Source organism: Methanohalobium sp., from assembly GCF_046546175.1.
Taxonomy (GTDB): domain Archaea; phylum Halobacteriota; class Methanosarcinia; order Methanosarcinales; family Methanosarcinaceae; genus Methanohalobium.
In genome coordinates this window covers 17,860-43,228 of record NZ_JBKGYF010000004.1, presented here as the reverse complement: position 1 = coordinate 43,228, position 25,369 = coordinate 17,860, and the positions used below count along the sequence as shown (strand labels likewise).

The window sequence follows — 25,369 nt, the reverse complement described above, 5'->3', positions numbered from 1 at the left end:
CTTATAGCTCTGTACAGCAGATGATTTTGTTTACATTTCTTCCTTTTTGTAATCTCCATTATATTGGAACTGATTGGCAAACCAAATCGTTCTCTGTGGGAAAGCAATTTCTATCCCGTTATCTTCAAGTGTGGTTTTTATTTTCCACAGGAAAGAAGTTCTGAGAGCGTACCATTCGGTAGCAGGTGCCCATATTTTCACACTCAGGTTTACCGCATTATCTCCAAGATTATCAACAAATACAAGGGATTCAGGGTGTTTAAGAGCAAGCGGTTCCTGTTCGATTAGGTCCTTTATTATTTCAATAGCCTGTGAAGCATCGTCACTGTATCGGATTCCAACAATGTATTCAAAACGTCTGCCAATATTGGCTACATAGTTGGTTATGTTGTTTGTAAAAACTTTTTCATTCGGCACCCTTATGTATAGACCATCGAAAGTTCTGATTATTGTAGAGATCAGGTTGATGTCTTCTACATATCCTACATTGTTATCAATATTAACCTGATTACCAATTCTGATTGGTCTTTCTATTATCAGGAAAATTCCTGATATGAGATTACCTACGATGCTTTGACTGGCAAAACCTAGTACAATTCCGACGATACCACCAGCAACAAGAAGACTGGATGGCTGTATACCCACAACAGGGAGTATAAAAATACCAATGGTAAATGTTATGATACTGTAGTATATTAATTTAAGAAATATATCCAGACGTGATGGGTCTATTTTATCCTTGAAATATCTCCGCAAATAAATCGTTATTATTTTACTTATGGAGAAAGCTATCAGAAAAATGATAACAACAGTGATGATTTTAATAAATATGTCACCACCCTGAAAAATATAGCTGTTAATATCTGTAAGGCTCATATACCATTCTCCATAACATATTTTGTCCCACTTACAAATTGAACCTTGCTTATTGTATAAAGTTCTGTAGCTTTTACCATACCTTCCTGGATAGGCTGATTGATAAATTCTGTTTCAGCCATATTCTGGCTTGTAACCCTCATACTGGCTTTCATGGAAACAATAATATTGTTGTGATATATTTTCATTCCGTAGGCGTTTAAAACTGTTTGAGTTACTTCTACCCAACGACCAGTGGTATTTGTAATATTCAATTCCAGTATTCCTTCGTATAACGGATTGGTTTCAGGTAGTGATAAATACACATCACTGCTCCAGTATCTACAGAGGGAACCATTGCTTGGGTTTCCGTAAACAGTATATTTTTTTCTGGCTAGGATAAAAAAATCAAGAATATCATAATTGTTTATGTCATCAGATATAAAAACACCGATTTCTACTGGATATTTGATGTAAACCTTTTTGATTGAATAAGGACCAATAATAATAGATTTTGCAAACTCTATAAGCAACAGAGGTGTTAATTTTTTGGGCAGATTTACAGGTTCGATTGGATTAATAAGGAGGCTATATATTTGTTTGTTTATTATTTTTTCTACATTATCTTCAAGACCTAGAAGTTCCCTTTTATACAGATAAAATCCATCATAGTTTTCAACCGATAGAGTAAACTCGGCATATTCGAGTTTAAAAGGAGAATTGTAACTACCGTACATAAAGTATTCTTAATAAATCCGATTATATATTTAAGCCTATCCTAAAAAATATCAGAGCATAGCTAATGATATTGCCTATATGGTCTGATACATACAACGTATGTTGATTTACTCAGGATGGAATGACCAGTACTTCTTTTTCAGAATGCCTTACCACTTTATCAGCAACACTTCCAACCATAAACCGTTTAATTCCGGAAAGTCCCCTTGTACCTATAACTATCAGGTCAATTTCATTTTTATCGGCAAATTTGATTATCTCATCTCCTGGATCACCATCAAGTATCACTGGTTCTACATCAAGATTTTCTTCATTGCCCTTTTTTTCAACATACCATGTAGCCTTTTCGCCATCTTCTTTCATCATATCCTTGGCAGCTTTTACCCAGTCAGGACCCTTACGTCCTGCTGCAACACTTACAGGCTGAATGACATATACCGCATATACCTTTGCACCTGTACTCTTAGCAAGCTTTATCCCTGATTGGACAGCATTTTTGGAATTGTCGGAACCATCGGTAGCAATTAATAATTTATTGTATTTAACTGTCACTTTAGACACCCCTTAATAAGTAAAAAGGTGACCTATACCTATATAGGTAGTGAAACAATTTTACTGAAGATTATTAATTAATACTAGTTATATCAAAAATAATCATGGAACAACAAGTACATGTTTTTTGGAATTTCTAACCACTTTTTCAGCAACACTGCCAAGTAGGAATTTTTGAATACCAGATCTACCAAGAGATCCAATAACGATTAAATCGATGTTATTTTTATCGGCAAAACTGATTATTTCTTCACCAGGGTCACCTTCAAGCAAAACAGATTCTACATCTATCCCAGCGTTACTGCCTACATCTTTGACATGTTTGGTTGATTCTTTCCCATCTTCGGTTAAATCCTGTTTTAGGGATTCAGCCCATCCCCTACTTCTTTGAGCACTCGGCGCACTGACAGGTGGAATGACATATAGTGCATATACCTCTGCATTATTCATCTTTGCAATTTCAATGCCTGAATTTACCGCATTTTGTGAATTTTTTGAACCATCAGTTGCAATCAATATTCTTTTAAACTGTTCATTTGCCATCTATAATCCCCCTACAATTGCATATTTATATATAGACAGGACTATATAGTTTTTGGGATTTACTATGTTTCCGCTATGTACAGAATATAGGTGACTTTTCTATATTTCGATATCAATACTTTTAAGAACGATTAATTTATGTTTGTTACAGGAAAAATTTGGGAATTTTGAATCTTTAACTTATGATGATTTAACAAACTGTAAACTATTTATTGCAGGAAATTATTCCTAATGTTTCAATTAATACAGTGAGGGCTAACAGTACTATGTCCCAGGAAAATGGAAAAGTGTTTCTTGTTGGTTCAGGTCCAGGTGACCCGGAGTTATTGACATTGAAGGCACACAGATTAATCAAATCGTCTGATGTAATTGTTTGTGACCAATTACCAGGTAAAGAAATTCTTGACTCGATACCAGAGGGTATAGAGAAAATAGATGCAGGTAAATATGCAGGCAACCATAAAATGTCCCAAGACGAAATCAATCAGGTTCTTGTTAAGAAGGCAAAGGAAGGGAAAACAGTTGTTCGTTTAAAAGGTGGAGACCCATACATATTTGGTCGCGGGGGGGAAGAAGCTGGAGAGCTTGTTAAAGCAGGAATTGATTTTGAGGTAGTACCCGGTATAACCTCGGCGATAGCAGTTCCTGCTTATGCAGGTATTCCTCTGACTCACAGGGATCATGCTTCAATGGTTACATTTATCACCGGGCATGAAAACCCTACAAAGGATGAAAGTTCCCTTGATTGGAAATATCTTGCAAATTTTACAGGTACAATTGTCATTTTGATGGGAGTTAAAAGGCTGGGTCAGAATATGGAACAGCTTATTAAATATGGCAAAAACCCGGAAACACCGGTAGCTATAATTGAAAAAGGCACACATTCAGATCAGAAGGTAACAGTTGGTAAACTAAAAAACATTGGCGAAATTGCAGAAAACAGAAACATAAAACCACCAGCCATAACAGTTATAGGCGATGTGGTAAAGCTTAGACAAATACTAGGTGTTAATGAACAAATGTACTAGTGATATTGTTTCAGAGGTAATATAATATGGCTTCCGATATAATTCAAAATACTGGTCAACCGCCGGTTTTAGCCATTATGCGTCCGGAGATGTATCTTGATGAATCAGTAACACTGGCTCAGGAATATGGCTTTGAAACATTTTCTGCACCGATGATTGAAATTGTAGATAAAAAAGATGATGGGTTCGATGATTTTGTTCACCGGGTAATTGAAAGAAAATCAGATTATGTGATTTTTACCAGTGCAAACGGAATTGATTTTACACTTAGAAAAATTCCTGATGACACTAAACAAAAGTTCTTGCAGGCTTTAAACAGTACCAATGTTGTGGCAATAGGTCCAAATACTCAAAAGGCTCTTACAAATGCTGATATAACATGTATGGATTTGCCTGAATCCTATAGTTCAGAAGGAGTAGTTGATTATCTCAGACCATATATAAATGATAAAGTAGTTGATATAGCCAGAAGTTCATATGGGTCTAGTTATTTAATATCCGGTTTGATAGAAAATGGTGCAACAGTATTTGAGACACAGGTTTACACATTAAATATCCCAGATAACATCACACAAAAAAACCTTATACGATGTGCGCTTGCTGGAAAAATCACGGTTTTTGCGTTTACAAGTTCTATGATAGTACATAATTTCTTTATCAAAGCAAATGAAGTTGGATCAGGAGAAAGGATAATAGAAGTATTAAACAGTGATGAAACAATAGTATCAGCCATTGGAGCACCAACAGCCAACACTTTAAAGAGTTATGGAGTAAATGTAGATATTATACCAGAGAAATATCTATTTGAAAATATGCTTTCTGATGCACATGATATTATTTTTAGTAAACAATAATATGATTTTATATAGGAATTAGAATGATTGGAATTTCAAAACTTTACTGTGGTACTATAGAGCCATCTGATGCCCTAAGATATGGATGTCTGTCCAGTCAACTCCCATCCCACCTTTTGCAATTTTCCAAAGATAAAAAACCCGTTGTTGTCTGGAATGTAACCAGACGCTGCAATCTCAAATGTGTACACTGCTATGCTCGTTCTCAGGATATAGATTACAGTGATGAATTGACTACACAACAAGGAAAAGAATTAATTAATGACCTAGCAGAATTCGGTTCCCCGGTCATCCTTTTTTCAGGAGGAGAACCACTGATACGCAGAGACCTGCCAGAACTTGTGAGATATGCGAGGTCCAAGGGCATGCGTGCTGTCATTTCTACAAACGGTACTCTGATTGATGATAAAACGGCAAAGATGCTAAAGAATATAGGATTATCATATGTAGGAATATCCCTTGATGGAATGGAGGAAACAAATGATAGATTCAGAGGGGTTTCAGGTGCATTCGATGCAGCTATGGGTGGTTTGAAAAACTGTCAGAAAGAAGGTATCAAAGTAGGTCTTCGGTTCACCATGAACAAAAAAAATACTGCAGATATCCCATCGGTATTTGACCTTATCGATGAAATGGATATACCGCGTATATGTTTCTATCATCTGGTATATTCAGGGAGAGGCTCAAACTTAAAAAATGAAGACTTATCACCGGAAGAAACCCGGAAAACATTGGATCTTATAATGGACCGTACAAAACAACTCCATGATAAGGGTAAACAGGTGGAAGTACTAACTGTAGACAACCACTGTGATGGACCATATGTATATCTGCGTCTGCTTGAAGAAAAACCAGAACGTGCTGAAGATGTCTATCAGCTTTTGTTAATGAATAAAGGCAATTCCACCGGAATTGGAATAGGGTGTGTATCTTGGGATGGGTCGGTTCATCCGGACCAGTTCTGGAGACATTATACACTTGGAAATGTAAAAAAGCGAAAATTCAGTGATATATGGACTGATACCAGTGATGAGCTGATGGCTGGACTTAAAAATCGTAAACCCCTTATAAAATCCAATGCTGATCGGTGTGCCAATTGCAAGTGGTTTAATATATGCAATGGAAACTTCCGTGTCCGTGCAGAAGCAGTATATAATAATACTTGGGCTGATGACCCTGCATGTTATCTGACAGAAGAAGAAATCGGGTATCTAGAGAATTGAATTAAATAAAATAAGTTAAAGTTGAAACTTTTTCAACTTTTATAGGTGTTACTGCACTTCAACACTGTTTTCCCAGAGACCATGTATGTTGCAGTACTCAACCGCGTAGAATGATTTGAAATCGTCGATACTGTTAACTTCGAATCTGGTGTTAGGTTCTACATAAGCAGGTGCAAAATCCATCCTTCCGAAATTGACCACCTGTCCGTTATTTTTGACACCGTGTAATACTATCCATACAATATGGTGCTCAACTTTGTTTGGGTGTGGTGTTTCTTTTCCAACGGCTACTTCTATAACATCTTTTCCTTGTTTACCCTTTCCTTTCATGATTTCAATGGATGGGACGTGTTTTTCTTTTAACTGGCTTTCTGCTTCTTCGTCTTTTCCTTTAACAATATTTTCTATCATGTAAATCACCTTATATTTTTTAAATGATCATTGACTTTTGTTGTCGGTCTGGTTTTGGGATCCAGATAAAGCTTTGGAAGTATATTCAGGAACAAAAACTCTTTGACTGAGTTCTTTGTTCAGCATATACATTCCGCTGCCATCGTTGCCCATAAGTTTAAGTTTGGAAAGTATTTCATTATCGTTAGATTCTTCTTCAATCTGTTCGGAAACATACCACTGTAAAAACGTATATGTAGCATGGTCTTTTTCTTCGATTGCAAGGTCAACAAGCTCATTGATGGAATTTGTCACAAATTTTTCATGTTCAAGTGTTTTCTCAAACATATCCAGTGCCGAATCGAATGTGGTAGGTGGTTGTGGAATTTTCATTAATTTCACTTGGTTACCATGGTCGTTAATGTAATCATATATTTTCATGGCATGGGTCATCTCTTCCTGATACTGGATCATAAACCAATTAGCAAATCCATCCAGTCCTATATATGAACTGTATGCAGACATGGACATGTATAAATATGCGGAATATATCTCTTTGTTGAGCTGTACATTCAATGCTTCATTCATTTTTTCGCTTAACATTTCTATCTACCTTACAATTTATTCAGAAGGTTATAATTTCATACACTTCTTCTATGTATCTAGTCATACTAGGATGTCCAAACTTTAATCACACAGCGGAATTTGCTGTTATTTTGCGTTTTCAGGGGTTTCCATTTGGGATGGGGTTTTACACATGCAATCAACAAACTCTGAATTTTTGTTCTCCGGTACAACTTGGAAAGGATTTATCAAGCTTAAGACTCAGAGAATTCAACAGGGCATGTGCAAAACACATGGATTCACCGTTAAACGCAAATACCGTTATTTTATTAACCACTTTAACCCCTACACCAGGTTAACAATTAAACCCTATATACAAATAAATCGATAGATATAAATCAATTTTGGTATTTTTTAAGCGTTTAAATATATACAGTGGGTTAAATTTGTATAGTATTAAATTATTTAACTTAATCAATTCGTTTGTATCGGTAGCCGTTTTTTAAATTAGATTTTTCTGTAAAAATATTGTTTTACTAGATATATTTAAATAATCTTAAACTACTGTAAAATAAAAACACACGAGATTACTAATTAATAATCATTGGAGAGTTGCAATGACGGTTCCAAAAGAGTATAACCCTCATGAAGTAGAGCCCAAATGGCAGAGTTCGTGGGATATGTCCAGATATAATTTTGATTGGGAAGACCAGACCCGCCCCCAGTATATAATAGATACTCCACCACCGTACCCGACGGGTAGTTTCCATATTGGTAATGCACTGAACTGGTGTTACATTGATTTTGTAGCTAGATATAAACGAATGCGTGGGTATAATGTAATGTTTCCCCAGGGATGGGACTGTCATGGTCTTCCAACCGAGGTAAAGGTTGAAGAATTGCACGGAATTACCAAAAATGAAGTTTCAAGAGCTGAATTTCGTAAAATGTGCAAGGACCTTACCAGTCAGAATATCGAGAAAATGCGCGAGACCATGATGCGTCTTGGTTTCTCCATAGACTGGAGCAATGAATTTGTCACAATGGAGCCAGAGTATTTTGTTAAAACCCAGAAATCCTTTGTACAGATGTACGATATGGACCGTATCTATCAATCCGATTATCCGGTGAACTGGTGTCCCAGATGTGAAACTGCCATTGCTCTTGCAGAGGTCGAATATGAATCAAGGGATACAAGATTGAACTATCTGTATTTTGATGAGCTTAAAATTGCAACTACAAGACCTGAATTGCTTCCTGCATGCGTGGCAGTTGCTGTCAATCCAGAAGATGAGCGTTACAGAGAACATATAAATGATGATGTTGAAGTCCCGATTTTCGGTCAGAAAGTACCGGTGCTGGCAGATGAAGCGGTAGATACCTCATTTGGAACAGGAGTCGTGATGATATGTACATTTGGTGATAAACAGGATGTACGATGGTGTGTTAAATATGACCTACCGGTTCGGAAAGCCATCAATAAAAACGGAAGGATGACTGATGTGGCTGGAAAGTACTCTGGTATGAGTATTTCTGAGTGCAAAGCAGCCATAATTCAAGAACTAAAGGATAAAAGCATTCTGTATGACCAGGAAACACTGGACCAGAATGTAGGGTTATGCTGGAGATGTAAAACACCTATTGAAATACTTTCAGAACCCCAGTGGTTTGTGTCAATAGATGATAACGAAATTATCAATACGGCTGATGAAGTTGAATGGCATCCTGAATACATGAAGACCCGGCTTAAAAACTGGACCAATGTTATGGAGTGGGACTGGTGTATTTCACGTCAGAGGGTGTTTGCAACTCCTATACCGGTTTGGTATTGCAATAAGTGTGGAGAAACCATGGTTGCCAAAGAAGAATGGTTGCCCCTTGACCCCACCCAAACCGAACCACCTGTACCATGTAGTTGCGGTTCAACAGATTTTGAACCGGAAAGGGATGTACTGGACACCTGGATGGATTCATCCCTTACGGCACTTCATGTATCAGGATGGCTGAGTAAACATGAATTACGCCTCCCAACCCAGATTCGTCCACAGGGTCATGATATCCTGCGTACATGGGCGTTTTATACAATACTTCGCACAAAAGCAATAAAAGGCATAAAACCCTGGGAATTTATCCTTGTTAATGGAATGGTTCTTGGGGAAGACAGTCACAAAATGAGCAAATCTCAAAATAATGTTATCTCTCCTGATGAAGTGGTTGGTCAGTATGGTGCTGATGCTTTCAGACAATGGGGAGCAGTCGGCGGTACCCCTGGTTCTGATGTGATGTTCAGATGGAAGGACGTAGTTTCCGCTTCACGATTCATGCAAAAAATATGGAGCATCTACAGATTCTCTATGACCCACCTGGAAGGTTTTGTTCCAGATGATAATATGACCCAGATCTCTCCGGATAAGTTACCTCTGGTTGATAGATGGATGCTCAGTAAATTGAACAAACTCATACAATCAGTCACAATCAGTATGGACAGGCTGTTGTTTGATGAGGCGTACAAATCAATACGTACATTTGCATGGGAGATTCTTGCCGATAACTATCTGGAACTTGTAAAATCAAGATTGTACGGAGAAGATTCTGAATCACAAAAAGCTGCACAGACTACATTGTATCATGCAATTAACACCATCATACATGTTCTCGCTCCAATCACACCATTTTTTACAGAAGAGATGTATTCAAGGTTTGAAGATGGAAGCATCCATGAACAAGCTTGGCCAGAAGCTAATGAATTGTTGATTGATAATGATGCTGAAAATACAGGAGAGCTTATAAAAGACATTACCAGTAATATTCGAAGATACAAATCTGATAATGGAATGGCATTAAATGCTCCACTGGAAAAAATAGAAATCTATTCTGATTTGCTGGGAAAAAGTGATACCGAAGATATAGCAGGTGCTACCAATTCCGAAGTTAAGGTTTTACCCGGTCATCCGCAAATCGAATACAAACCAGTGGAAATCAAAACCAACATGGGTATAATAGGTCCCAAGTTTAGAGATAAAGCGGGTTCTATTGTGGAAAAACTGAATTCTGAAGACCCTGAAAAAATCGCAAGACAGGCTGAGGAAGGTAAAATCGTCGTATCGGTAGATGGTGAAAACATTGAACTTGAGCCGGATTCTGTTGAAATCGAAAAAAAAGCGATGTCTTCCGGTCGGGCTGTGGATGTACTGGATGTTGATGGCACAGTAGTAGTTATAGTAAGGTAACATTAACCTTACCTTCTTTTTTAATCAGAGATTAGTCGGTAAACCATTGTAGTATGAATGGGTTTTGCTAGCACGTTTTATATTACTGTACCCGTGTTTGACCTTTAGCAGTCTTTCCAGGCCAAACCCTGCACCCATCCAGGGTTTATCAATTCCCCAGTTCATATCGATTGGAACAGGTCCCACAACAGCAGATGAGAGTTCCAAGTCACCATGTATAATGTCAATGGTATCACCGTACACATGGCAACTGTCTTCAATGATTTTGTAATCGATGTCCAGATGTTTTAATAAGTCATCAATTAACTGTTCAAGGTTATCTCTGCTGACACCATATCCCATCTGACAGAAATTGAACATGGTAAATTCTTCCAGATGCTGACTTCCTTCTGATTCTTTCCGGTAACATGGTCCGATTTCAAATATTTTTATTGGGTCTGGAAGTATTTTATCAAAATTTTTGAGCCATTGGTATAAACCCGGGGCCAGCATAGGTCGCAAACACCGTTTATTATCAAGGTAGAAAATCTGTTTTGACAATTTGTGGTCTTTATCAACCCCCATTTTTTTTACAGAATCAATATCAATCATTATGGGTGCTTTGATTTCTATAAATCCTTTATCAATAAAAAATTGGGATATGGTTCTCTCCAATTTTGCAATCTGTTCTTCCCTGTTGTTTTCATATATCTTTTTGAAATCATCCCGTCTTTTACTGACCAGTTCAGATTCTACTTCCTTGTATTTTTCCGGGTCATTTGAAAAAGTTATTTTTTCACCAGGTAGAAGTAGTTCATTTATTCTCTCTTTTTGAGCAGGAGTGAATGTATCTGGTTTAGACACATTATCTGTTTTACCTTTTAGACCGGATGTGTAGGTTTGAACATTTTTGCTCCTTGACTTCACCGGAACTTTGGATTGTTTCTTTTTTTCATGACCCAGTTTTTTAGATTTCTTTTTCTTTGATTCAGAATATGAAAAAGCCATTATTTTAGTATTCATATTATCAGAATGTTTCTGTAAAAACCTGTTTATCCTCTCATCAGATACCTTGCAGTGTTTGCATGGTTTCTTGTATTTTTTTAATCTGAGTATTCTTGCTGAACGACTGTTCCTTGAATTCCTTACTGTTACCTTTTCACCACAGTCCATTTCCATATGAATATATCGCTGTGATACCTCATAGTTTTTTATTTCATGAAGTAGGCCACTCCTTGAAACCCATATTTGTAGGTCTGATATTAATGAAGCCAGTGGTTTTTTAAACATGTTTTCAACCCCATGATACAAACAAAATATTACTAACTTTGTTCAAGCTACTTATTTAGGTGAATCTAGCAGATATTCTGGGCATTAAAAAAAGATTTCTGCAATATCCTGCTTCAAAATTTGTATTACATGCTTTGGTGGACATGACTGATACTCACTAAAGAACAAATATGTAAAGTATAATTGTAAATTGAATAAAACGGTTAATGTCACGCTCTTATAAATATATTTACATATATGAAATGTTTATTGCAGTTATATGTGTTATTTTTGCAAAAAATGGCGGAAACCCCGGGAATCTAACCCGGCTGAATGGATTTAGAGTCCATTCGATCTACCTGATCGGGTTTCCTTGTTGGTATTTGTTACAACATTTACACCATATTAATTGATTACTTATAATTATTGGTAGTAAATCATTTGTTAAATAATTGTGATTACCGGACTTGATGTGTATTGCAATGTTTATTATTTGATATAAAAAGTTATATATACGCGAAAATACCATTAAAGCATACTAATCATAAACTATTTAAAACTATTTAAAAAGGAGCTTGATTTTAATGACTGAAGAATATACCCCTAAGGAAAGATTTGCAAAAGCATTGAAAGGAGAAACCGTAGACAGAATGCCAGCCATCTGCGCTACACAGACCGGAACTGTTGACCAGATGGAGGCAAGTGGAGCATACTGGCCAGATGCTCACTATGATGCTGAACAAATGACAAAACTCGCAGAAGCAGCACACAATGTTGTTGGTTTTGAAATGGTACGTGTCCCATTCGATATCACAGCAGAAGCAGAGTTTTTCGGATGTGAACTCAAAGAAGGTACCCAGAAGCAGCAGCCATCTGTTGTGGGTCATGTAGTAAAAACAGAAGATGACATCAAATCACTGGAAGGGTATGATTTAAGTCAGAAGAGAATCGGTACCATCTGTGAATCCATTAAACAGCTGGCTGACAAATACGGGGATGAACTTCCAATATTTGGCAGTATGATTGGACCATTCTCACTAGCTCAGCACCTGAATGGTGATGACTGGTTTACCAATGTTATGATAAACGAGGATTTCGGTAAAAAACTCATTGATTTCACAACTGAATTTAACATCGCCTATGCCAAAAAACAGGTTGAAAACGGCGCAGACACCATGGTTATCATTGATCCAACTGCAAGTTATGAACTTCTTGGACCTGATTTCTTCAGAAAATTCGTACTTCCATACCACAAAAGAATAGTGGACGCCTGTAAAGAGATGGGTGTAGGTACAATCGTACATATATGTGGGGACACAACAAAAGGCCTTCCAATTATGGACGAATCCGGAACAGATGCCATCAGTGTTGACCAAAAGGTTGACATTGCAACAGCCAAAGAAAATGTTAGCAACGCAAAGATTGTTGGCAACCTCGACCCTGTACAGACACTCTGGAACGGTAACCCGGATATGATTAAACAAAATTCACAGGAAGCACTGGATAAAGGGGTAGACTTCCTAGCACCTGGCTGTGGTATTGTAAGTGCCACATCCAATGAAAACCTTCAGACAATGGTCGAGTGTGCAAAAAGCTGGAAATACTAATTTATAATTTCTCAGCTTATTATTTTCTTTTTTCTTTCTGTATATTATTGTACTATCTGGCAGATCGGTTTATATTATTTTATATGTTAAGATAATACTTAAATTGGATTAGTTACATCAAAGAAGTTACATCAGATAATATTCAGTTTCCAATAAAATACATCCTGATTGATTTAGGATTGTATGGAGTAATAAAAAATGAAAGTATTAGTAAGTGATTCATTGGCAGAAGAAGGTATAAACAAACTAAAAGATAATTTTACAGTTGATGTAATAACAGGACTTTCTGAGGAGGATTTAATAGATAAAATCAGGGATTATGATGCACTTGTTATCCGAAGCGGAACCAAAGTGACAGAAAAAATAATCAACGCAGCAGATAACCTGAAGATTATAGGTAGAGCTGGAGTAGGTGTCGATAATATTGATGTTGACGCTGCAACCAATAAAGGAATAATCGTTGTAAATACACCTGAAGGAAATATGATATCTGCAGCAGAACATACTATTTCTATGATGATGTCTATGTGCCGCAATATTCCACAGGCACACGCATCATTAAAATCCAGAAAGTGGGAAAGAAAAAAATTTATGGGTGTTGAAGTCAACGGAAAATATCTAGGAGTTATCGGTCTTGGACGTATAGGTTCATATGTTGCACAGCGAGCCCAAGCACTTCATATGAAAGTTCTAGGATACGATCCATATGTATCACATGAACAGGCAGATGAAATGGGTGTGGAACTGACATCTGTAGAAGAGATATCAAAACGTGCCGATTTTATAACCGTGCACACCCCACTTACCAAGGCAACCAAAAATATTATCGATGCTGACAAATTCGCTTTAATGAAGGACGGGGTAAGGATATTAAATTGTGCCCGTGGTGGTATAATTGATGAAAATGCACTTGTAGACGCATTAAGAAGCGGTAAGGTTGCAGGCGCAGCGCTTGATGTGTTTGTTGAAGAACCACCGTTTGATAGTCCGTTACTTGATTTTGATAATGTGATAACCACACCACATCTTGGTGCATCCACCGAAGAAGCCCAGGTAAACGTTGCTGAAGCAGTTGCAGATGAGGTGGTATCAGCATTAACAGGGGGTCCTGTTAACAATGCAATCAATATACCCACTGTTAAACCTGAACTGATGCCTGCGCTCACACCGTACCTGAAACTTGCCGAAACCATGGGCAAGTTTGCCGGACAATTGATGAGCGGTAATTATAAACGGGTAGAAGTAGAATACAGTGGGGACATACTGGAAAAAGATATTAAACCGGTAACAGTTGCGGCATTGAAAGGCATACTGGAAAATGCACTAGGTTCGGGTGTTAATTTTGTAAATGCAACCTCACTTGCAAAATCCCGGAAAATCAAAGTAATTGAAGGTAAATCCGAAACAACCAACAAAGCCCCCTCAACAATAACATTAGAATTGACAAGTGGTTCGGAAACAAAATCCATCACTGGTACAGTATCTGGTGATGGAAGGATAGGACGGATAATCCAGATTGATAATTATCATGTTGACATAACACCAACCGAATATATGCTGGTTGTAGACCATCTCAACCGTCCAAAGGTAATAGGTCCATGTGCAATCATGCTGGGTAAAAATAATATCAACATTTCCGGAATGCAGGTAGGACAGGTAGGGCTTGGAGAAAAGACAATTATGGTATTGAATGTGGATTCCGAGGTTCCAAAATCTCTTCTGGATGAAATAAAATCCATTGAAGGTATACTAGATGCAAAACCAGTAACTATCTAAATAGGGATGGTTATTCATTCCTATCCATTGTTTTTCCAGGTTTACATATGACAAGGAAACGAATTTATCATCGTCCGCCAGGATTGGAAACTCATTTTGAACAACACTATCGATACCATTCAGATTTGCAATATCTTGTTAAAACACTTGCATTAATGAATGGTAAATTCGGTATGTTTGAACCGCAGAACCGGACAATCCAGAAGTATGTCCAGATGAAACGTGAAATAGGTGTTGAAATAGTTACCAATGGAGTTGATTTTGCACCGATTAACCATGGAAATATAAATAAAACAATTGGAACTATTGAACCGGAAGGAGCAATTGATTTTAGAATCAATCTGTTCTACACCTATCTTGATGAAAATTACAGCAGGGTCCCCTTTAGAAATGATTCATACATTGTGCATGCGGACCTAAAGGATAGTATTCTGGCTCTCCAGATAAGCCATTTGGATGGCCCTAGAATTACAGAAGTGGATAGGATTGCTGATACAATAATCGATGAAATTCGGCGTGGTTCGTGTGGATGAGCTTACAAAAGTGGTAGCTTCAGTCTTCAAGAAAAAATCTACCCCCCAGTTACCTATAAAAGAATTTGAGTTCGCACTTTCTTTTGATTTCAAATGGATGTCACCTGATGAAGCTTCTAAAGTATCACGTATGGCGGTTGAATCAAACATTGTACATGAAGATAATGAAAATCTCAACCTTAATATTGCTCTTGATAACATATCAATCCCGCACGATTTTAAACCATCAAACGAGCTTTTTAAAGAAAAATCAATAATAGAACAGATAATGGAATATATAACTGTAACAATAAATATGGACAGGCAAAATGTTGCATCTAAAATAAATACAAAACATGAGAAGTTTTCAGAACTTCTTTATCCGGAAGTTGCAGCAATTCTAGTGGCAAAGGAAATGGGATGTGACATCATGCCTTTTTATCAAAAAGTATATAACAATATTATTCAATATGAATGAATTCGCATAATCTTTATGTATTAGTAATGTTATTGAAGAATAAAATCTGCTTAATATAGTTACTAACTCTATGATTTATTAAGTATATTCTTACGTAATTGTTTGAATTGACAATGTTCGAACGCAGAATTGCGTGAGTAAGATTTAATCTTGCGGAGGAACATAGTATGAGCAAAAAAAGTCAGAAAAAAGTCTCCAAAAAAACAAATCCAAGAATTGTTGATTTGATTAGATTACTGAAAGAAACATCAAATACAGAAAACGCACCAATCTGGAAAGATCTTGCTAAAAGACTGGAAAAACCAAATCGAAGTCATGCAGAAGTTAACCTGAGCAGGATTAGCAGGAATACTGATGAAAATGAAATTGTGATTGTACCTGGGAAAGTACTTGGAGCAGGTTATCTGGGTCATGGTGTAACAGTTGCAGCGTTAAAGGTTAGCAACACAGCAAAGGATAAAATTGAAAGTGTCGGTGGGAAGTTTTTAACCATTGAAGATATTCTGGAAGAAAACCCAAGCGGGTCAGGAATCAAGATTTTACAGTAAGGTGATGTAGAGTAGGTGTTAAAAATGAAAGTTATCGATGCTAATGACCTTATTATGGGACGGCTTGCAAGCACAGTCGCAAAAGAGTTGCTGAATGGAGAACAAATCACCATTGTGAACGCTGAGAATGCAGTTATATCTGGTTCTAAAGTCAAAACATTGACCGATTATAAAGAAAAGAGGGAAATAGGTTCAATTGAACATGGACCTCATTACCCCAAAAGACCTGATCGTATTATTACAAGGACAATAAGAGGGATGCTTCCATATAAAAGGAAAAGCGGTAAAATGGCTATGTCCCGTCTGAAAGTCCATGTAGGAGTCCCGCCCCAGTTTGCAAATACCGAATGTACAACGGTAGAAGGAGCAGAACTGAGCCGTTTGAGTAGAAATAAATTTGTAAAACTTAGTGATGTAAGCCGCAGGCTGGGTGCAAAATTCTAATAAAATAAACGACAGGAGGATAATAACATGGATGATAAAGCAGTAACCTCGTCAGGTAAAAATAAATCTGCTATAGCACGCGCAAATATCAGTAAAGGGACAGGTAAGGTAAGGATAAACAAGATACCTATAGAAATATATGAGCCCAGGATGGGAAGACTCAAGATGCAGGAAGCTCTCAAGTTAGCTGGAGATGTTGTGTCTGAACTGGATATTGATGTAAATGTCCGTGGCGGAGGATTGATGGGACAAGCAAATGCAGTAAGAACTGCCATTGCACGAGGTATCGTCGATTGGACCAATGATACTAACATTAGAGACACATATATAGCCTACGACCGCAACCTGCTTGTGAACAACTCCAGACAGAAGGAATCTAAGAAGTTTGGTGGGCCAGGAGCACGCGCAAAATACCAGAAATCTTACCGATAAATTGTATAGTAAGGTGTAAAATATGATACCAATTCGATGTTTTACCTGTGGCAAGGTAATCGCCAACTACTGGCATGAATACAAAAACCGTGTAGAGGAAGGAGAAAATGCAGGGGATGTACTTGATGACCTGGGTTTTAAGCGGTATTGTTGCAGGAGAATATTTTTAACACATGTTGAACTTGTAGATACATTGGCACCATACCAGTAAGGGACCATGAGGTAGCATGGACTATCCTTCGGCGTTCGGGACATGTTACATATTAGAAGTACCATGCGAAACACGCCGATACCTGAGTTCAAATCTCAGTGGTCCCATTCCTTTTATCCAATAACTGGTATGCTTATCTGTGATTATAAAATCAAAATCATATATGTTTCAGGATGAATAAATAAAGTAATTCTTTATGTTTGAATTATTTTGCACCTGGTGTTTACAATTAAACGATATACAGGGTGATTAATTGAATATACAGAGAAATCAGACTTTTACAAGGTATGAGCGTGCAAGGATTATTGGTGCAAGAGCATTACAAATATCAATGGATGCCCCTATATTAATTGAAAATGCAGAAAATTTTGACTCCTTACAAATTGCAACAGAGGAATTTAAATGTGGTGTAATCCCTATTACAGTTAAAAGAGATTATAGAAAATGAGGTGAACAGATGGAAGATCAACAGGATATTGAAGAAAATACAGGGAACAATATTAACGAAATGGCCGAAAGTACTGAAGAAGCAACAGGAGTTGAAAAACCCTCAGCTCCGCAGCCAACAGAAGAACCTGCAGAAACCGAGGAATCTACATCATTGATTCCAATTGACGAATATCTGGCAGCAGGTGTACATATAGGTACTCAACAAAAGACCAAAGACATGTTGAATTTTATATATCGTGTCAGAACTGATGGGCTTTATGTACTGGATATACAGTCAACTGAGCAAAGAATAAAACTTGCAGCTAACTTTCTATCCAAATACAACTCATCTAAAATACTGGTAACTTCAGCACGTCAATATGGTCAGCACCCAGCAACCATGTTTGCAAAAGCCATCGGTGCTAAATCTATGGTAGGGAGGTTTATTCCAGGGACTCTGACAAACCCACAAATGGAGGGTTTTTTTGAACCGGAAGTCACCCTTGTAACTGACCCTATAGGAGATGCGCAGGTTATAAAAGAATCTGTAAATATTGGAGTACCAGTAATTGCTTTCTGTGATACCAATAATCAGACATCCAGTGTAGACCTTGTGGTGCCGACAAACAACAAGGGTCGAAAAGCGTTATCACTTGTTTACTGGTTGCTGGCAAAAGAAGTTACAAAGAAAAAAGGCATACCATTCAATTACGAGTTCAGTGACTTCGAAACAGAAATCTGATGCAAACATAAACAATATTACCATCTGATGCATAACATACTACTTAAAGGTACAAATCCTTCATAATTAAAGGGGTGAATTAGTAGTATGAGAAATCCTATAGTTGCTGGACAGTTTTATCCACGTGACCCTAAGGGTCTTGAGATAGAAATTAGTGGATATTTCGAAAATCTTGAAATATCACAGCAGAACCTATTCGGAGCAGTTATACCACATGCGGGATATATGTTTTCTGGACCAGTAGCAGCATATGCATTTGCACAATTACCAAAAGCTGATACCTATATAATACTGGGACCCAACCATACAGGACTGGGTTCAGCAGTAGCAGTTTCGCAGGATACATGGTCCACTCCACTGGGAGATGTCCAAACAGACAATGACCTTGGTAAATCACTTGCTGGAACTATTATGGATATCGATGAAACAGCTCATATGTATGAGCATTCCATAGAAGTACAGCTCCCGTTCCTCCAATACCGGTTTGGAAACGAGTTTAAAGTGTTACCTATATGCATGGGTCTTCAGGATAAAGAAACAGCATTAGAAGCAGGTAATGTAATATCCAGTGCCGTCCAAGAATCCGATAAAAAAGTGGTTATTATTGCTTCTAGTGATTTTACCCATTATGAACCGGAAAACGTGGCTCTTGATACAGATAAATATCTTATTGAATCAATACAGAATATGGATGTGCATGAGTTCTACAAGCGCAGAGTTGAGAGATCTGCTACTGCATGTGGATATGGACCGATTTCTGCAATGCTGACATCTACAAAATCTCTTGGAGGTAGAAAAGGAAAACTCCTCAAATACGGGACAAGTGCAGATGTTACTGGGGACAGTTCAGCAGTTGTAGGATATGCAGCAATCGTAATAGAATAATGTATCAAAATCCACAATATAATCCAATGTTACAAATAAGGAATATAGATGATAACCTCTTCTGCACCAGGAAAGATATATTTGTTCGGTGAGCATGCAGTGGTTTATGGTGAAAGTGCAATATGCTGTGCGATTAATCTCAGAACACGTGTGCAGGCAGAGCTCAGCGACTCGGTAGAGATAATATCTGTGCTGGGCAGGAGCGGTATTAATTTTGAAAAACATCCTTATGTATCGGCAGTAATTGAGCAGATGAGGAAATTTGTACCGATTAAAGGTGTAACAATAAATATCAATTCTGAATTACCAGTTGGTTCAGGATTGGGTTCATCCGCAGCATTAACAGTTTCAACGATACAGGCTTTGAACCAGCTTTTTGATTGTGGATTATCCCTTGAGCAGATTGCTGAATTGGGACACAATATAGAACGAGATGTACAGGGTAATGCGAGTCCAACCGACACATATGTAAGCACAATGGGTGGGGTTTTTATGCTACCTCATCGTAAGAAACTCAAATTAGCCAATTGTGGCATTGTAATAGGTGACACAGGAAGAGATTCATCTACAAAAAAACTGGTATTAAATGTAGCTGAACTCAACAATAGTTTTCCAGAAATCATTTCACCCATACTTTCAATCATTGGTAAAATAACCTCATTTGGTGAATATTCAATGTATAATAATGATTATTTATCAATCGGCAAACTTATGAATATTAATCAAGGGTTACTGGATTCTATCGGTGTGGGAAGCCTTGAGCTTTCCCAGCTTATCTATTCGGCAAGGTCAAAAGGTGCATATGGTGCAAAACTTACAGGCGCAGGAGGCGGCGGATGCATGATAGCTCTAACAGATACCGGTAAAATCAATGATGTATCAGATGCCATAGAATCTGCTGGCGGTATACCAATAACCACAAATATAACGGATAAAGGAGTTATTGTAGAATAAAAGAGGTACAGGAATGTGTACAAGTTCTTCTGATAGGCAAGGGATATCCATCCTGAAAATAGGTGGAAGTGTTATTACTGATAAAAATACAGAAGAAAATATAGCAAAACATGATGAAATTGACAGGATAGCAAAGGAAATTTCAGGTTTTGACGGTAAACTTATAATTGTTCATGGTGCAGGCTCATTCGGTCATCCACAGGCTAAAAAGTACCAAATAACGGATAAATTTAATGCGAAAGGTTCTATTATTACGCATAACTCAGTAAAAGTGTTGAATCAACTTTTTATAGATTATCTTGTTGACAACAATGTCGATGCAGTTTCAGTACATCCAATGAACAATACGGTATCAAAAAACGGACGGATTATGGACATGTTCCTTGATAATATCAATATCATGCTTGATAACAATATTACCCCGGTTCTACATGGTGATGTAGTAATGGATATAGTTAAGGGTACATCTGTAATTTCGGGTGACCAGATTGTACCCTATCTTGCAGTTCAGATGGAAGCCAGCAGGATAGGTATTGGTAGCATTAAGGATGGAGTACTGGATGATAAAGGAAATTCATTAAAACTCATAACTCATGAAAACTTTAAAGATGTAAAATATTATATAGGCTCGTCAGAAGGAGCTGACATAACCGGTGGAATGCTGGGTAAAGTGACCGAACTTTTGAAACTCAATGAAATCACTGGATCAACATCTTATATATTCAACGCCGGTAAGCCGGGAAATGTATCAATGTTTTTACAAGGTAAAGGCATAGGAACATCGGTAACAGGTCAGGGCGAAAATAATCAATTATAAGGTATTATTATGAGTACATCCAAACGGAAAATCGAACATTTAAATTTTTGTGCACATAGTCCTGTCGAATCCAGGAAAAAGGGTACAGGTTTTGAAGATATAACATTAATACACCGTGCACTTCCAGAAATTAATATGGATGAAATAGACCTTTCTACACAATTTCTTGGTAAAGATTTCAGTGCACCATTTATGATTGCTTCCATTACAGGAGGACATGAAGATACAATACCAGTAAACAGGTCACTTGCAAAAGCAGCTGAAAAAATGGGTGTAGGAATAGGTGTAGGGAGCCAGAGAGCTGCCATAGAGGATCCTGCCCAGGAAGAGTCATTCAGAGTAGTTCGTGAGGAAGCACCCAATGCTTTTGTTTATGGTAATATAGGGGCAGCACAGATTAAAGAATATGGTGTTGAAGTTGTTGAAAAACTGGTAGATATGATAGATGCAGATGCTATGGCAGTCCACTTAAATTTTTTACAGGAAGCAGTTCAACCGGAAGGAGACCGCAATGCATCCGGGTCACTGGAAGCAATCTCTGAAATATGTTCTCTTGATGTCCCTGTTATAGTAAAAGAAACAGGGTCAGGAATTCCTCATGAAGATGCAGTTCTTTTGAAAAAAGCAGGGGTCTCTGCAATCGATGTAGGTGGTGTCGGTGGAACCAGCTGGTCAGGTGTTGAGTTTTATCGTGCAAAAGATAGAGATGATTTAAGGTCGCAGCTTCTTGGTGAAATCTTCTGGGACCATGGTATACCCACTGCACCAGATATTATGGAATGTGATGTGTCATTGCCACTTATAGCTACAGGAGGAATAAGGTCAGGGCTTGATATAGCCAAATCGCTAGCATTAGGTGCTGATATTGCCAGTGCTGCTTTGCCGTTTGTAGAACCCGCATTGAAAAACGAACAGGAAGTAGTTGATACATTGTCAGATATCATCTATCAATTAAAGGTAGCTATGTTCCTCTGTGGCTGTAAAACTATCAATGAATTACATCATGTTCCTGTAGTTGTTACTGGCTGGACCCGAGAATATCTTCTACAGAGGGGTTTTGAAATCAATAAATCATCTACACGATAAGATGTTTTTCAATATTTATCATAATCATTTGTATAATCAAGACTAAAAAGAAAGTTAGATTGCAGGATTAAAAATCGGAATTTAAAGAATTAAAAATGAGTAGAGGATAATATGACAGACATAGGTATAATAGCAGTTGGAGGATACAACGAAATGGGCCGCAATATGACTGCTGTCCGAGTAGGTGAGGATATAATCATCCTTGATATGGGGCTCAGGCTTGATAGAGTACAGATTCATGAAGATGTGGAAATCAATAAAATGCACTCTCTGGAATTGATTGAAATGGGTGCAATTCCTGATGACACCATCATGAAAGAAATCAATGGTACGGTACGTGCAATTGTTTGTACCCATGGTCATCTTGACCATATAGGGGGAATCCCAAAACTGGCACACAGGTATGCAGCACCCATAATAAGTACACCTTACACAACAGCACTTATTAAACAACAGATAGAATCAGAAAGGAAATTCGGTGTCAAAAATAAAATCGTTACTCTTAATGCTGGAGGCATATATCAGGTCACAAAAGACATTTCTATCGAATTCATCAGAGCACAACACAGTATAATTGATTGTGTTTTTGCTGTTGTACATACACCCGAAGGAGCGATTTTGTATGCATGTGATTACAAATTGGATCGTATGCCTACCATGGGTGAAAAACCTGATTTTGACCGTTTAAAATCACTTGGTAAGGAAGGGGTACTTGCAATGATAACCGAGAGTACCAATTCGGGAGTACCTGGTAAAACCCCATCGGAGAGTATAGCACATGACCTGGTCCGGGATGTGCTTCTTGGTACTGAAGAATCAGATGTCGGTATGATTGTGACCACGTTTGCATCTCATATCGCACGTATCAATTCGATAATTAAATTTGCAACTGAAATGGGCAGAGTTCCTGTATTGATCGGTCGCGCAATGGATAATTATGTATTGACTGCTAAAGAACTGGGATATATCGATTTTCCAGATAACATCGAAATATATGGTGCACGTAAGGATGTTGATAAAGCGCTTAAAAAAATTGTAAACAAAGGAAAAGATAAATATCTGCCAATTGTAACAGGACACCAAGGAGAGCCAGGTGCAATACTTCCAAGAATTGCAAATGGAGAAACCCCTTATACAATTGACCCAGGAGATAGGGTTATATTTTCAGCAAATGTAATTCCAAGCCCTATGACAGAAGGTAACCGTTATTCACTGGAGACTAAACTTAAAATGCGTGGGGCTAGATTATTTACAGATGTACATGTATCCGGTCATGCTTGTAAAGAAGACCACTGGGAATTGTTAAGGATAATAAACCCCGAGCATGTTATACCTGCGCATGGAAACATAAACATGCACAGTTCCTACATAGAAATGGCAGAAGATGCAGGTTACGTATTGGGTAATACACTGCACCTGTTGAGAAACGGAGAAGAATTATATATAGAGGAATAATAGAATCTTCAAGTTCAAAAAAAACACTATGATCAATATGAGTATGATTGAACAGATTAAAAATAGAAGTTCATATGTGGATAGGGCAATACAGGAACTTCTCCCTATCCAGAAACCAGAAGAGCTTTACAGGGCTTCAAGGTATTTGCCTGACGCAGGCGGAAAACGTTTGAGGCCAGTCAGTACAATCCTTGCAGCAGAGTCTGTTGGTTGTTCTGATATTGAATCTATTCTACCGGCAGCAGTGTCGGTAGAACTAGTCCACAATTTCACATTGATTCATGATGATATCATGGATAAGGATAACGTACGCAGAGGGATGTCATCAGTTCATGTAAAATGGAATGAAGCAGGTGCAATTCTTGCTGGTGATACCTTATATTCTAAAGCCTTCGACATATTATCAGATGTGGACAATGACCCGGTTCAGATTGTGAAATGTATTAACCTTTTATCCAAAACATGTACACAAATTTGTGAAGGGCAGTGGATGGACATCAATTTTGAAGATTCGGATAATGTATCAGAAGAAGAATATCTGGAAATGATTGAGAAAAAAACATCTGTCCTTTATGCTGCATCAATTAAAATAGGAGCACTTCTTGGCGGAGCTTCTGATGAGGTTGCAGATGCACTATATGATTTTGGGCGTATGATTGGTGTCAGTTTTCAGATATATGACGACGTCCTTGATTTGATAACTCCAGAAGAAACACTGGGAAAAGCACGAGGAAGTGACCTGAGGGAAGGTAAAAAAACTCTTATTGCAATTCATGCATTTAACCAAAGTGTAGAACTGGACATATTCGGAAAAGGTAATGTTACCCAGGAAGAGGTTGATAATACTGTTAAAATCCTGGAAGATGCAGGTTCCATCCAGTACGCTAATGACCTTGCAATTTCATATCTGGAAAAAGGCAAAGCAAAACTGGAAATCCTTGAAGACTCCGAAGCTAAACAACTGCTTCTTGATATTGCTGATTATATGGTCGAAAGACCTTATTAATCAAATAGAGGATGAAAAAAGAACTTATAACCATCAATTGATCTAATACAGGTAGATACTAAACCTTTTGTAGAAATCATACATTATAGACCAATGATTACTTAGATTAACCGGACATCCCTTAGCCATTTGGCAAAAAATTATATATAATTGTTAACCAATGACTTGTTTTAAGTTGACAATGTGACTATAAATAATCATGTGGTTAACAATATGAAGAATGATAAAATAACAGAAGAAGTCATCGATTCCTCAAATATAGAGAAGATGGTTTTTGCATCCCTTTTTGCAGCCATGACTGCTGTGGGTGCGTATATAAAGCTTCCAGTTGGTCCGGTACCTATCACATTACAGGTACTGTTTGTTTTCTTGGCAGGTTCGATACTTGGTAAAAAATGGGGTTCACTGAGTATGGTAGTCTATATCCTGCTTGGTGTTGCCGGGATTCCAGTTTTTGCTGGTGGAGCTTCAGGAATCGGTGTCCTGTTTGGACCCACTGGTGGTTATATTATAGGATTTGTTATTGCAGCATTTGTAATCGGGATGCTTACAGAAAGAAAAAAATCAACAGGTTTGACATTCAATGTTTTATATATGCTCATCGGACTGGTAATAATCTACATGCTTGGTGCCACCCAGCTGATGGTTGAAGCACAGTTTGAACCGTTTGAAACTATAATGGCAGGAATTGCACCATTTGTGATTGGTGATATATTATCAATCCTGATTGCTGCGTATATCACTACTAGATATGAGATTTGA

28 protein-coding genes and 1 tRNA gene are annotated in these 25,369 nt (G+C 37.6%); 22 read left to right on the top strand and 7 right to left on the bottom strand.

The features are described from left to right. Positions 1–30: 30 nt before the first annotated feature. The 4 genes from ACLFMM_RS01075 to ACLFMM_RS01060 all read right to left on the bottom strand — a co-directional run bounded on the left by ACLFMM_RS01075 (position 31) and on the right by ACLFMM_RS01060 (position 2,688). The gene (locus tag ACLFMM_RS01075) at positions 31–876 is read right to left on the bottom strand and encodes a mechanosensitive ion channel family protein (protein WP_410806866.1); all 846 of its coding nucleotides are present in this window, start codon (positions 874–876) and stop codon (positions 31–33) included. Next, complete coding sequence (locus ACLFMM_RS01070; RefSeq protein ID WP_410806865.1) at positions 873–1,592, bottom strand: DUF432 domain-containing protein; 720 nt, start codon at positions 1,590–1,592, stop codon at positions 873–875. The genes ACLFMM_RS01075 and ACLFMM_RS01070 overlap by 4 nt, the downstream gene beginning before the upstream one ends. Positions 1,593–1,704: 112 nt before the next feature. Continuing rightward, complete coding sequence (locus ACLFMM_RS01065; protein WP_410806864.1) at positions 1,705–2,145, bottom strand: universal stress protein; 441 nt, start codon at positions 2,143–2,145, stop codon at positions 1,705–1,707. Between the two features lie 102 nt (positions 2,146–2,247). After that, the gene (locus tag ACLFMM_RS01060) at positions 2,248–2,688 is read right to left on the bottom strand and encodes a universal stress protein (protein ID WP_410806863.1); all 441 of its coding nucleotides are present in this window, start codon (positions 2,686–2,688) and stop codon (positions 2,248–2,250) included. 266 nt (positions 2,689–2,954) lie between these two features. Here ACLFMM_RS01060 and cobA point away from each other — a divergent pair, with 266 nt between their 5' ends. From cobA to ahbC, 3 genes are read left to right on the top strand one after another with little or no spacing between them, the layout of a single operon-like run. Continuing rightward, complete coding sequence (gene cobA, locus ACLFMM_RS01055) at positions 2,955–3,716, top strand: uroporphyrinogen-III C-methyltransferase (RefSeq protein WP_410806862.1); 762 nt, start codon at positions 2,955–2,957, stop codon at positions 3,714–3,716. Positions 3,717–3,742: 26 nt separating this feature from the next. Then, the gene (locus ACLFMM_RS01050; protein ID WP_410806861.1) at positions 3,743–4,570 is read left to right on the top strand and encodes a uroporphyrinogen-III synthase; all 828 of its coding nucleotides are present in this window, start codon (positions 3,743–3,745) and stop codon (positions 4,568–4,570) included. A 23-nt stretch (positions 4,571–4,593) separates the two neighbouring features. Further along, positions 4,594–5,793 carry a 12,18-didecarboxysiroheme deacetylase gene (ahbC, locus tag ACLFMM_RS01045; protein WP_410806860.1) on the top strand — a complete coding sequence of 400 codons (1,200 nt, stop codon included), beginning with the start codon at positions 4,594–4,596 and terminating at the stop codon, positions 5,791–5,793. A 48-nt stretch (positions 5,794–5,841) separates the two neighbouring features. On the opposite strand, the gene ACLFMM_RS01040 is transcribed toward ahbC, so the two are convergent. Together ACLFMM_RS01040 and ACLFMM_RS01035 are read right to left on the bottom strand one after the other, a co-directional pair. After that, a complete protein-coding gene (locus tag ACLFMM_RS01040) occupies positions 5,842–6,204 on the bottom strand; it encodes a desulfoferrodoxin family protein (RefSeq protein WP_410806859.1) in 363 nt (120 codons plus the stop codon). Positions 6,205–6,231: 27 nt separating this feature from the next. Next, complete coding sequence (locus ACLFMM_RS01035) at positions 6,232–6,786, bottom strand: ferritin (protein WP_410806858.1); 555 nt, start codon at positions 6,784–6,786, stop codon at positions 6,232–6,234. Positions 6,787–7,364: 578 nt separating this feature from the next. Here ACLFMM_RS01035 and ACLFMM_RS01030 point away from each other — a divergent pair. Next, entirely contained in the window at positions 7,365–9,977 is a 2,613-nt protein-coding gene (locus ACLFMM_RS01030) for a valine--tRNA ligase (protein WP_410806857.1), read from the top strand. A 24-nt stretch (positions 9,978–10,001) separates the two neighbouring features. Here ACLFMM_RS01030 and pylS read toward each other — a convergent pair whose 3' ends face one another. Beyond that, entirely contained in the window at positions 10,002–11,246 is a 1,245-nt protein-coding gene (gene pylS, locus ACLFMM_RS01025) for a pyrrolysine--tRNA(Pyl) ligase (RefSeq protein WP_410806856.1), read from the bottom strand. 563 nt (positions 11,247–11,809) lie between these two features. On the opposite strand from pylS, the gene mtbA reads away from it, so the two are divergent. From mtbA to ACLFMM_RS00935, 18 genes are all read left to right on the top strand, one after another. Further along, positions 11,810–12,832, top strand: a complete 1,023-nt coding sequence (gene mtbA / locus ACLFMM_RS01020) for a methylcobamide:CoM methyltransferase MtbA (protein WP_410806855.1) — start codon at positions 11,810–11,812, stop codon at positions 12,830–12,832. A gap of 198 nt (positions 12,833–13,030) precedes the next feature. Next, complete coding sequence (serA, locus tag ACLFMM_RS01015) at positions 13,031–14,608, top strand: phosphoglycerate dehydrogenase (RefSeq protein ID WP_410806854.1); 1,578 nt, start codon at positions 13,031–13,033, stop codon at positions 14,606–14,608. Between the two features lie 47 nt (positions 14,609–14,655). Next, positions 14,656–15,141: a hypothetical protein gene (locus tag ACLFMM_RS01010; protein ID WP_410806853.1), complete on the top strand. Its 486-nt coding sequence runs from the start codon at positions 14,656–14,658 to the stop codon at positions 15,139–15,141. Beyond that, entirely contained in the window at positions 15,113–15,598 is a 486-nt protein-coding gene (locus tag ACLFMM_RS01005; RefSeq protein ID WP_410806852.1) for a DUF2240 family protein, read from the top strand. Before ACLFMM_RS01010 ends, ACLFMM_RS01005 begins: the two co-directional genes overlap by 29 nt. Positions 15,599–15,765: 167 nt before the next feature. Further along, on the top strand, positions 15,766–16,146 hold the full coding sequence (locus tag ACLFMM_RS01000) for a 50S ribosomal protein L18e (RefSeq protein ID WP_410806851.1): 381 nt from the start codon (positions 15,766–15,768) through the stop codon (positions 16,144–16,146). Positions 16,147–16,170: 24 nt separating this feature from the next. Continuing rightward, positions 16,171–16,590: a 50S ribosomal protein L13 gene (locus ACLFMM_RS00995; RefSeq protein WP_410806850.1), complete on the top strand. Its 420-nt coding sequence runs from the start codon at positions 16,171–16,173 to the stop codon at positions 16,588–16,590. Positions 16,591–16,617: 27 nt separating this feature from the next. Next, entirely contained in the window at positions 16,618–17,022 is a 405-nt protein-coding gene (locus tag ACLFMM_RS00990) for a 30S ribosomal protein S9 (protein WP_410806849.1), read from the top strand. Positions 17,023–17,044: 22 nt separating this feature from the next. Further along, entirely contained in the window at positions 17,045–17,233 is a 189-nt protein-coding gene (locus ACLFMM_RS00985) for a DNA-directed RNA polymerase subunit N (RefSeq protein ID WP_410806848.1), read from the top strand. Then, positions 17,234–17,340 (top strand) — tRNA-Pro (locus tag ACLFMM_RS00980). A gap of 146 nt (positions 17,341–17,486) precedes the next feature. Beyond that, on the top strand, positions 17,487–17,681 hold the full coding sequence (locus ACLFMM_RS00975) for a DNA-directed RNA polymerase subunit K (RefSeq protein WP_410806847.1): 195 nt from the start codon (positions 17,487–17,489) through the stop codon (positions 17,679–17,681). 9 nt (positions 17,682–17,690) lie between these two features. Then, entirely contained in the window at positions 17,691–18,404 is a 714-nt protein-coding gene (rpsB, locus tag ACLFMM_RS00970) for a 30S ribosomal protein S2 (RefSeq protein ID WP_410806846.1), read from the top strand. A gap of 87 nt (positions 18,405–18,491) precedes the next feature. Continuing rightward, the gene (locus ACLFMM_RS00965) at positions 18,492–19,289 is read left to right on the top strand and encodes an MEMO1 family protein (protein WP_410806845.1); all 798 of its coding nucleotides are present in this window, start codon (positions 18,492–18,494) and stop codon (positions 19,287–19,289) included. A 48-nt stretch (positions 19,290–19,337) separates the two neighbouring features. Then, positions 19,338–20,243: a mevalonate kinase gene (locus tag ACLFMM_RS00960; protein WP_410806844.1), complete on the top strand. Its 906-nt coding sequence runs from the start codon at positions 19,338–19,340 to the stop codon at positions 20,241–20,243. 13 nt (positions 20,244–20,256) lie between these two features. Next, positions 20,257–21,060, top strand: a complete 804-nt coding sequence (locus ACLFMM_RS00955; RefSeq protein WP_410806843.1) for an isopentenyl phosphate kinase — start codon at positions 20,257–20,259, stop codon at positions 21,058–21,060. Between the two features lie 3 nt (positions 21,061–21,063). Continuing rightward, positions 21,064–22,146, top strand: a complete 1,083-nt coding sequence (gene fni / locus ACLFMM_RS00950) for a type 2 isopentenyl-diphosphate Delta-isomerase (protein WP_410806867.1) — start codon at positions 21,064–21,066, stop codon at positions 22,144–22,146. Between the two features lie 111 nt (positions 22,147–22,257). Beyond that, positions 22,258–23,601: an RNase J family beta-CASP ribonuclease gene (locus ACLFMM_RS00945; RefSeq protein ID WP_410806842.1), complete on the top strand. Its 1,344-nt coding sequence runs from the start codon at positions 22,258–22,260 to the stop codon at positions 23,599–23,601. A gap of 37 nt (positions 23,602–23,638) precedes the next feature. Continuing rightward, on the top strand, positions 23,639–24,607 hold the full coding sequence (locus ACLFMM_RS00940; RefSeq protein WP_410806841.1) for a polyprenyl synthetase family protein: 969 nt from the start codon (positions 23,639–23,641) through the stop codon (positions 24,605–24,607). 213 nt (positions 24,608–24,820) lie between these two features. Then, positions 24,821–25,369 (top strand): biotin transporter BioY, encoded by a 549-nt coding sequence (locus ACLFMM_RS00935; protein ID WP_410806840.1) that lies wholly within the window; start codon positions 24,821–24,823, stop codon positions 25,367–25,369.